This is a genomic window from Peribacillus sp. P4_B1 (genome assembly GCF_056402395.1).
On sequence record NZ_JBFUHM010000091.1, the window covers coordinates 1 to 8,436 of the forward strand.

The window sequence follows — 8,436 nt, forward strand, 5'->3', positions numbered from 1 at the left end:
AGTCATGATAGTTCATTGATCCAATCTCTTGCAACTCTTGTAGTTTCATTCGAGGATGAACCTCCTAGAGTAAGAAATGTCTACCAGGTATCAACAAAATTGTTTAAGGGCATGGATGGCCATCAAGTTAAACAGGATGAACTTCTTATGTTTAACTTGATGGCCATCCATGCCCTTATCCAATTTTGTTGATTCCTGGTTGACAGTTCTTACTCTCGGAGGTTCATCCTCGAATGAAAGTACATGCGTTGCAAGTGATTGGATCAATGAACGATCATGACTCACAAAAACGATTGTTCCTGGATATGCTTTTAACACTTCGATTAAAGCCTCTTTCGTATTTATATCCAGGTAATTTGTAGGTTCATCCAAAACCAATACATTATAGTTTCCCAAAAAAACTTTTGCCAGCGAGGCCCTGACTCTTTCCCCACCGCTTAAGAGTGATACTTGTTTGTGAACGCCATTTTCTTTAAAAGCCAATCGTGATAATAATGTACGAATGAAGGCTTGATTGTAGGGACTATCCTCCAAAATATTTTCAAGTACCGTTTTACTTTCATTCAAATTTTCTTGTTGTTGTGCAAAAAATCCTATCTTTGCCGGCTTCGCGACATATATATCTGTGTGGCGTTTCACTATCTTTTTCAGTAATGTCGATTTTCCTGAACCATTTTGACCATTGATGGCGAGTCTGCATGCCAGGGGAACATCGCCATAAATATGTTGTTTCAGCATTCTAGAACCAACCTTCAGGGAACAGCCATTAAATCGAATGACCCTTTTGCTGTGCAGTGATGGAAATTCTGAAATATCAAAAATGATAGGAGAATCTTCCCGCGGTTTTTCTTTTTTTGCTAATTTTTCGATCCGAGTTTCAATCGCTTCAGCAGAACGGTTCAGTTTCGCTTTTTGTTTCCCAGCGCTGCGTTTATGCAGCCTTGCTTCTGAATTGCCCATTCGTTTAGGGGCTTTCCTAATTGAATCAGATTTGCCTTGCAGGTTTTGTGCAGCCTGTTTCAATCTATTCTTTTCGCGAGTATACTCTTCAAATTCCTTCTTTTCTTTTTCTGTTTTTGCTTGCTTCTGCTTTGTATACGCTTCGTAATTCCCTTCATATACAGTAACCTTGCCTTGCTCAACTTCCCATATTGTTGTACAAAGATGATTTAAGAATGCCTTATCATGTGAAGTAAGCAATATAGCGCCATTAAAAGACTTTAAATCCTTTTCCAATTGTTCAATTCCGAATACATCTAAATGGCTAGTAGGTTCATCCGCAATCAATACATCCGCATTGGAGGTCAGGGCAGCGGCGATTTTTCTTCGAGTCCGTTCACCGCCGCTTATCATTTCTTGATCCTCATCTGGCAGTTTCCATATACTCGTTAATACTCCGCTTATTTCTTGTTCATTTTCCTCTATCTGTGGGATATAGCTGACTGTTCCATAGCTTTCTATATGACCGGAATCTGGTTCATTAACGCCTGCTAATATAGAAAGCAGGGTCGTTTTGCCTTCTCCATTTCTACCAACTAAACCAATACGGTCATGACTGTATAGATGAAGTGATTCAACGGAAATAACTTCATGGTTCCCGTAGCTTTTCTTTAAATCATTCGCCTTTAAAAATAACATGAAAAATCCCCCTCTATTTTTTCTAGAGAGAGATCGCCTGTTACTAAATTAATATACATAAACCAAATATACCTCTCCTGATTTCGATACCAGAAAAAGTATTTGTATATGAATTAGTACCTATAAACGAACAGACGAATCCCATCTCTAAACATAATCATTAAAAATCTCACATGGGTATCTAAAAAGATTCTTGTTCAAATGAAAAATTGACGCTCACTTAGAACTCACCAATAAAATCGGTAAGCACACAAAGTGACGCACACTTGCATTGAACATACCTAACCGTTTACACCCATTGAAATAGATTTAGATTTACTGTTTATTAGATAAGATTACTGCTTCATTGTATAAGGTACCTTTTCCTTCCAATGTAATAAATTAATGATTGCACATTATTATATGTTTGTAAAGCTAATATATACCCGTTTTTCTTAATGATCAAAAAAAAAGAGTTCATTAATTAGGTTCTACATGGACATGAACATCGTATACTCCATGATTCCTCATCATCACTTTTTCTACATGGGTCGCAATATCATGAGCTTCTTTAATATCCAACGTAGAATTGACAAGGATCACAACATCAATCACTTCATTATTCCCGTAATTCCTCCCTTTAATTTCTTTTATCCCCTTGACTCCATTCAGATTTGTAATTACATCCTTATAAAGTTGAATTTTATTTTCATCAAATCCGTCAGAAAGTTCATGGGAGGCTTGAATGAATATATCCCAGGCTGTTTTGCATATTAATAGTCCAACAATGATGGCAGTTAGGGAATCCAGCCAAGGCATTTTTAATTGGGAGCCGAAAATCCCTATAGCTGTTCCGATACTTACCCAAGCATCGGAAATATTATCTTTTGAAGCTGCCAGAACGGCTTTACTGTTAATCTTAATAGCAAGCTTTTTATTATACCGATATACAAAATACATAGCTATTGCTGATAAAACGCCTACATACCCTGCCATAATGTCAGGTGATTCTTTTCCACCTTTAAGCATGGAAGCAACTGCATCTATTAAAACTTGCAAACCAACAGCAAACATAATAAATGAAGCAACCATCGAAGCAATCGTTTCACTTTTCCAATGGCCATAGCCATGATCTTTATCGGGGGGTCTTTGAGCCAGCCTTAATCCGATCAGTACAGCAATCGAGGCGATAATATCAGTGGTGTTGTTCAAACCATCCGCCTTTAATGCAGCTGAGTCACTTATGTATCCTATAGCCAATTTCATGATTGATAGACAAATATAAGCAATGATACTAATGATTGCACCACGTTCGCCTAATTTGAGGTCATTATATTTTTGTTCTTCCATTCAACTTCCCCCCACAATTAAGTACATGAATATAATATCAACTTAAAAATGGGTGGGTCTATAGCAACCTTTTTGTATCGTTTTATATAAGTAAGTGCTAGATAACTATGTTGCATTCGGTAAACTATCTGAAAAGAATAATATTTACGGAAACTTGATAAAAAGCCCAGCATGAAATAATCCTGCATCACGCCGCAAAATAACGAGCTAAGTGAGATTTAAATCGTTTTTTCGACTGTAAAACAAAATAAAGTTCCTCTTTCATTTGATTGTAAATTATATTTTATTTGCAGTATCCTTGCTATGTCCTCAATTATTTTTAAACCAAGCCCCCTACTTTTACTATCGATAACAAATCCAATCCCATTATCCCTGATAATAACTACATTTTTTTCAATGGTTATCTCAAGTTTGTCAGCCTTCGAGTGCTTTAACGCATTTTGGAAAATGTTATCAAATAACCTTTGGAGCCATAAGTCGTTACTGATCCACTTCAACTCTCTATTTAATGGATGATATATTAATTCAATGCCATGCATGTTATATAAATAACCCCATTTTTTAACCATCGTTTCTAATAAATCATGCATATTCACTTCTTCGTTTAAGATATAAGAATTATCTAACGTATCTGTGGATTGAATATTATATTCATTCGTTAATTCAGAAATATAACCTATTTGTTGATATAGTGACTCGATTAGTGGAGCTTGATCAGTAAATTGACCTTCTAAATAAAATAATTGCAATCTAACAGCTGTTAAAGGTGTATTGATGTCATGCCTTAATTTATTTAAGAGTTCCTTTTTTAATTCCTGTTGTTGTTTTAGTTCTAATTCTCGATAGGTCGTTCTTTCAATTAATAAATTCACCGATTTAATTAATTTACCGATTTCATCATTGCCATTAACCTCTAATTTATTCGGAATCTTTTCATCACTAGCTAAATTTCGAATGGTTTTATTCAATATATTTATTTTATTTAAAAGCGAGTTAATAGAATTAGAAAATAAAAAGGCTAAAAATAATAATGATAAAATAAAAACGATTAGCATTGTAGTATATGCAAAAGATTCATGAAAAGGAATGTCATAATTTTTCGTTTTAAAGGCATTCTCATAAATTACAGACATTAAGATACTAATCAACAATAATAAAAATGGTACGCTAATAACTGCAATAAATAACAATAGCCGGTATTTATTCTTTAATTTCATTTCTTTATATAGGTATTCAATCTATACCCTTCTCCATATATATTCTGGATGATCTCACCCGTTGTATCATTGATTTTTGTCCTGACTTTTTTTATATGTACATTAATGATATTTTGATTTCTATCTTCGAGTTTCCATAAATATTCAAAAAAATGTTCTTTCGTTAAAATCCGATCCCTATTTTCATATAAATAGAAAAATATTTTACGCTCAATTGCAGTAAATACCACTTCATTACCCAAGCCATTACTGAATACTTTTTTATGTTCAGCGTCAATAAATAAATGTTTAATATGCGTGAAAGTACCATATTTATTATCTAGCATTTTCTGCATTCTTAAGCATAGTTCTCTAGGATCAAAAGGCTTTGTCATATAATCCTCACCAATTGTCAATCCTTGGAGTTTGCTATCCATATCATTTCGAGCGGATAGCAAAATAACTGGAATATTTAATCCTAGATTTTTCACTTTCTTTGTAAGTTGATAGCCATCCTCTCCTGGCAGCATAACATCCATAATGACTAAATCCATCTCATGGATAATATCAATAATATCTTTACCTTCTTTCATCCAGAATACATTGTACCCTTCGCGTTGCAATATTTTTTGCAATAAATCACCAATCATCAAATCATCTTCAACAATTAAAATATTATATCCCTTCATCAAATTGGTCCTTCAGTTTTTTTGATAAATTCCATGGTAAGTTTATATATCTCATCAGGCGCGTATAAATAAATGCTGTGTGTACCATTCAGTTTTATTACATCCCCTTTTAATAGTTGTTCTGCAAACTCCTCATAATCTTCATTTTTTTGTTTTGTAAATTTCGAATTTTTATATTGATCGGCAATCGCATCTATAAATAAAATAGGTGTTTCTTTTGGAATCGGCAGGTTAACTGATTTTTTACCATTATTGTAACTTTGTAAAAGCTCTTGCTCCATATCATCATTAAAAAATTGTTTATATGATAGAGCTTTATACATTTCTTTTTCATGGTCAGTTAAGAAAGATTGCTGAATCACTACAGGATTATAAGCAACTGAAGGAATCAGACGGTGCATACCGATTTTCGTTAAAATATTCACTCCTCTTACAGTCAATGAATCAACCAGGCCCATTTTATGAGTTACATACTGGTGCGGTAAACCGATATCTAAAGCAATAATTCCCTTTACTTCACTTGGGTATTTTTGTGCCCAGTAAATAGCTTCTATACCTGATAAAGAGTGTGGAACCAATATATAAGGAGGTTTATTTCCACTTTTAATTAGCGACTTCCTGCTTTGCTCCAAAATTTTATCAATATCCCTATCATCCTGAAAAACATCACTGTATCCATATCCGGCTCTTTCAATGACAGCAACCTTATTTTTTTTTGCAAACTTGCTATATAGTCCTTTCATTTCATAAACAGGAGCAGCAATCCCGGAGCCAGACATAAAAACGTACGTATCCTCACCGCTGCCTTCATTATATATATTAATTTCTTCGTTATTAACATTAACTAATGTCCCCTCACCTTTAATTAATGCTGATTCCTTGTGCAATTTATAACTATGGTAAATAAAAACAGATACTGATGCGAGTAAGATAACGGCAATGAATATAAAAAATATATTCTTTAATACTTTAAATAATCTTTTCATTGTATTCTCCTTTCAAGTTATATTGAAAGGATATGATTTAAAAATAAATTTCTCATTAATTTTCATTGAATATTTTCGCTTTTCACTTAAGATAAGCCACCATTTGTTCATTTTGAGGAGAATTCATCTTCAATAACCAGGGAATTAAAAAGTCACTTCACTAGTAAACTTTAATTATTACAAAAGAAAAGGGCCGCTCCAACGCAACCCCCACCATGAAATAAAGCATCCCTAATTAGGGAATGAAGTTTTTATTTAGCTGCCCGTCCCTAATTCCTATGTATAAATAATATTATACGTGGATTTAATCACTCCGTTTTGATATTGTTTCATTTCAACTAAATCTAATTTCAGACCTGGCTTAACACTGCCAAAAAGAGGGATACCTTCACCGATGATGATTGGATTCACTTTCAGCACCAATTGATCTATGAGTTTATGTTTCAACAACGTTCCAGCCAATTCGCCGCCCCCGCAAAGCCATAACTTACCGTCACTTTTCTGCCTTAGGTCTTCAATAAAAGCTACGGCGTTTCCTTTTATAAGTTCTACTTCCTCGTTCGATTCAAACTGAAGGGAGTTCGAGAATATATAATGTTTCAAACCCTTATAGCCTGGTTCACCCGGTTTAGCTCCGAATTGAAATCCAAATTCATACGTTTTTCTTCCCATCAACACTGCTTCATATTGCTGGATATCGGATAAAAAGTCTGGGACATGATCACCTTCAAATAAAAAAAGTGTTTGATCGATATTCCCATCCAAAAGAGCTTGGTCGGCAATGAAATTGTCCAGTGAAACCGCTACATGATATACCAATTCTGCCACTTAGTCATCCCTCCAAAAGTGATTACACATTTTACATGAACAACGAGTGTCCCATAACCTTTTGTAAGTATCAGATAACCATATCTATTATTCTTTTGATATGATCTTCATTTATTTCGACACCCACTTGAGTACAAAGATATTTATTTAGTCTAAGGAATTCTGGGATCATACCTCTCAACGTTTTAATAATTTCATTTGAATTACGTCCACAACTCCAGCTTTCTAAAAGGGATAATTGTTTTTCATCTAATTTACTTATTTTGCCCTCGATTTTTGACCAAACCCCATATGGCCCATCTATATGTTCTCCCATTTCCATATACCACCCAGACACAATCAGCCACCGTATCCTATCAAGATTGGATAGTGCATATAACATTTCTCTCCTCATAACGGCTCTGTAGGTTCATGGACAAAAGCAAGCAGCTTTCCTCTCCAATGTTCAACTTCATCTGGTGAAGGTTTATACACTTGCTTTGCTGATTCCTCAGGTGAGTGATACCAGCTATCCACTTTCACAAAGGTATCATAATGAGTTACGACATACGGTGAAGAAGGATTGTAGTCTTCGTGAAATGAAACATTTCCCCAGTTATTGGCTCTATCCCTTTTTCCCTTTAAAAAATCTGCTTTCCTTTCTGAAATAACAATGGTGTGCAAATCTATATCAGAGTAATGATCATAGTTTCCTTTTGCTAATGAACCGGCTAGGTAAATAGCTAAAACATCAGGATCTGCTGATAGATCCTTTAATGCCTTTTTCAAATGAATATCGCGTTGTTTCGGTAAAAATACATCTCTTTCTTTATGTTTACTGACAAATCCCGCACACAGAAACCATCTCCTTTTTTTGTAAAAACCTTAAATGTAATATATTCGTGCATCAGGAGAAAAAACCTTCCGCTGAACAGGCTTATTAAGGAAATTAAGAGCTTCCGAAAACTATTTAGGCTTTTATTAGTTTCTTGGCTAGAGATCAAGGCCCCACTTCACCCTGCACAGGCTGTCTGTAAATATTTTCTTACCTGGACCGATTTTCAATTTTACAATCAGTTTTCTATATTGTGGAATAGCCCCTATCCACGTTCTTCCCTATGTGATATTATTTTGAATATTAAGATAGAGGGAGGCGCCATTCCATGTTTCTTGCAAATACACCTGAACCACCCTATTACGCTTGTATTTTCACTTCTCAAAGAAACGATAAAGATGTTACAAGCTACAATTCAACCGCTGATTTCATGGACGAACTTGCCGCCCAACAAGATGGCTATTTAGGAGTAGAAAGCGTAAGAGACCAAAACGGAGTAGGAATTACCGTATCCTATTGGAAATCCCTGGATGCCATTAAGCTTTGGAAAGAAAATGCTGCCCACAAAAATGCACAAGAAAAAGGAATGAAAGATTGGTACTCGTCATACACAACCCGAATTTGCAAGGTTGAAAGAGATTATACAATCAAGTAAGCAAACTAAGACTTCATGTACATAGATGTTGTGTTTATGAATTTTCAGCTATAATCGAGTAGGAGGAGGCGCCTAGCCTCCGACCTCTCACACCACCGTACGTACCGTTCGGTATACGGCGGTTCAGTTTAAGTCTGACGTAGTTTTGTATATCGTTCATATAGATTTACTAACCCATGATGGAGCCAATAAACATTATTAAGGGTTTTGTCTAGAATAGGACTATGCGCTATGCGCCAATAACCCTTTCTGCTATTTCCCCATTCATATGCTTTTCCAAATGGGACGCCTAATCCTTTGA

The 8,436-nt window shown here is 35.0% G+C and carries 9 protein-coding genes and 1 pseudogene; 1 reads left to right on the forward strand and 9 read right to left on the reverse strand.

Features of this window, described 5'->3' with window-relative positions:
• Positions 1-90: 90 nt before the first annotated feature.
• The 8 genes from abc-f to AC1DVK_RS25720 all read right to left on the reverse strand — a co-directional run bounded on the left by abc-f (position 91) and on the right by AC1DVK_RS25720 (position 7,434).
• Entirely contained in the window at positions 91-1,638 is a 1,548-nt protein-coding gene (gene abc-f / locus AC1DVK_RS25685; RefSeq protein ID WP_477627705.1) for a ribosomal protection-like ABC-F family protein, read from the reverse strand.
• Between the two features lie 459 nt (positions 1,639-2,097).
• The gene (locus tag AC1DVK_RS25690; protein WP_410862231.1) at positions 2,098-2,967 is read right to left on the reverse strand and encodes a cation diffusion facilitator family transporter; all 870 of its coding nucleotides are present in this window, start codon (positions 2,965-2,967) and stop codon (positions 2,098-2,100) included.
• A gap of 218 nt (positions 2,968-3,185) precedes the next feature.
• Positions 3,186-4,184 (reverse strand): sensor histidine kinase, encoded by a 999-nt coding sequence (locus AC1DVK_RS25695; protein ID WP_477627706.1) that lies wholly within the window; start codon positions 4,182-4,184, stop codon positions 3,186-3,188.
• The gene (locus AC1DVK_RS25700; protein ID WP_410862235.1) at positions 4,181-4,852 is read right to left on the reverse strand and encodes a response regulator transcription factor; all 672 of its coding nucleotides are present in this window, start codon (positions 4,850-4,852) and stop codon (positions 4,181-4,183) included. Before AC1DVK_RS25700 ends, AC1DVK_RS25695 begins: the two co-directional genes overlap by 4 nt.
• Positions 4,852-5,838 (reverse strand): alpha/beta fold hydrolase, encoded by a 987-nt coding sequence (locus AC1DVK_RS25705; protein ID WP_477627707.1) that lies wholly within the window; start codon positions 5,836-5,838, stop codon positions 4,852-4,854. Before AC1DVK_RS25705 ends, AC1DVK_RS25700 begins: the two co-directional genes overlap by 1 nt.
• A gap of 276 nt (positions 5,839-6,114) precedes the next feature.
• Complete coding sequence (locus AC1DVK_RS25710; RefSeq protein WP_089365106.1) at positions 6,115-6,666, reverse strand: dihydrofolate reductase family protein; 552 nt, start codon at positions 6,664-6,666, stop codon at positions 6,115-6,117.
• A gap of 70 nt (positions 6,667-6,736) precedes the next feature.
• Positions 6,737-6,982, reverse strand: a complete 246-nt coding sequence (locus AC1DVK_RS25715; RefSeq protein WP_377385280.1) for a hypothetical protein — start codon at positions 6,980-6,982, stop codon at positions 6,737-6,739.
• Between the two features lie 74 nt (positions 6,983-7,056).
• Positions 7,057-7,434 (reverse strand): nucleotidyltransferase domain-containing protein, encoded by a 378-nt coding sequence (locus AC1DVK_RS25720; protein WP_477627708.1) that lies wholly within the window; start codon positions 7,432-7,434, stop codon positions 7,057-7,059.
• Positions 7,435-7,808: 374 nt separating this feature from the next.
• On the opposite strand from AC1DVK_RS25720, the gene AC1DVK_RS25725 reads away from it, so the two are divergent.
• Positions 7,809-8,135, forward strand: coding sequence for an antibiotic biosynthesis monooxygenase family protein (locus AC1DVK_RS25725; protein ID WP_410862243.1), 327 nt, complete (start codon positions 7,809-7,811; stop codon positions 8,133-8,135).
• A 128-nt stretch (positions 8,136-8,263) separates the two neighbouring features.
• Here the strand turns inward: AC1DVK_RS25725 and AC1DVK_RS25730 are convergent.
• A pseudogene (locus tag AC1DVK_RS25730) lies at positions 8,264-8,436 on the reverse strand (group II intron reverse transcriptase/maturase); the annotation flags it as partial.

What these genes read in the sequence shown, in the direction of transcription:
- AC1DVK_RS25715 (WP_377385280.1), bottom strand. Translation starts at nt 6,982, where the DNA reads ATGGGAGAACATATAGATGGGCCATATGGGGTTTGGTCAAAAATCGAG.
- AC1DVK_RS25690 (WP_410862231.1), bottom strand. Translation starts at nt 2,967, where the DNA reads ATGGAAGAACAAAAATATAATGACCTCAAATTAGGCGAACGTGGTGCA.
- AC1DVK_RS25695 (WP_477627706.1), bottom strand. Translation starts at nt 4,184, where the DNA reads ATGAAATTAAAGAATAAATACCGGCTATTGTTATTTATTGCAGTTATT.
- abc-f (WP_477627705.1), bottom strand. Translation starts at nt 1,638, where the DNA reads ATGTTATTTTTAAAGGCGAATGATTTAAAGAAAAGCTACGGGAACCAT.
- AC1DVK_RS25705 (WP_477627707.1), bottom strand. Translation starts at nt 5,838, where the DNA reads ATGAAAAGATTATTTAAAGTATTAAAGAATATATTTTTTATATTCATT.
- AC1DVK_RS25725 (WP_410862243.1), top strand. Translation starts at nt 7,809, where the DNA reads ATGTTTCTTGCAAATACACCTGAACCACCCTATTACGCTTGTATTTTC.
- AC1DVK_RS25700 (WP_410862235.1), bottom strand. Translation starts at nt 4,852, where the DNA reads ATGAAGGGATATAATATTTTAATTGTTGAAGATGATTTGATGATTGGT.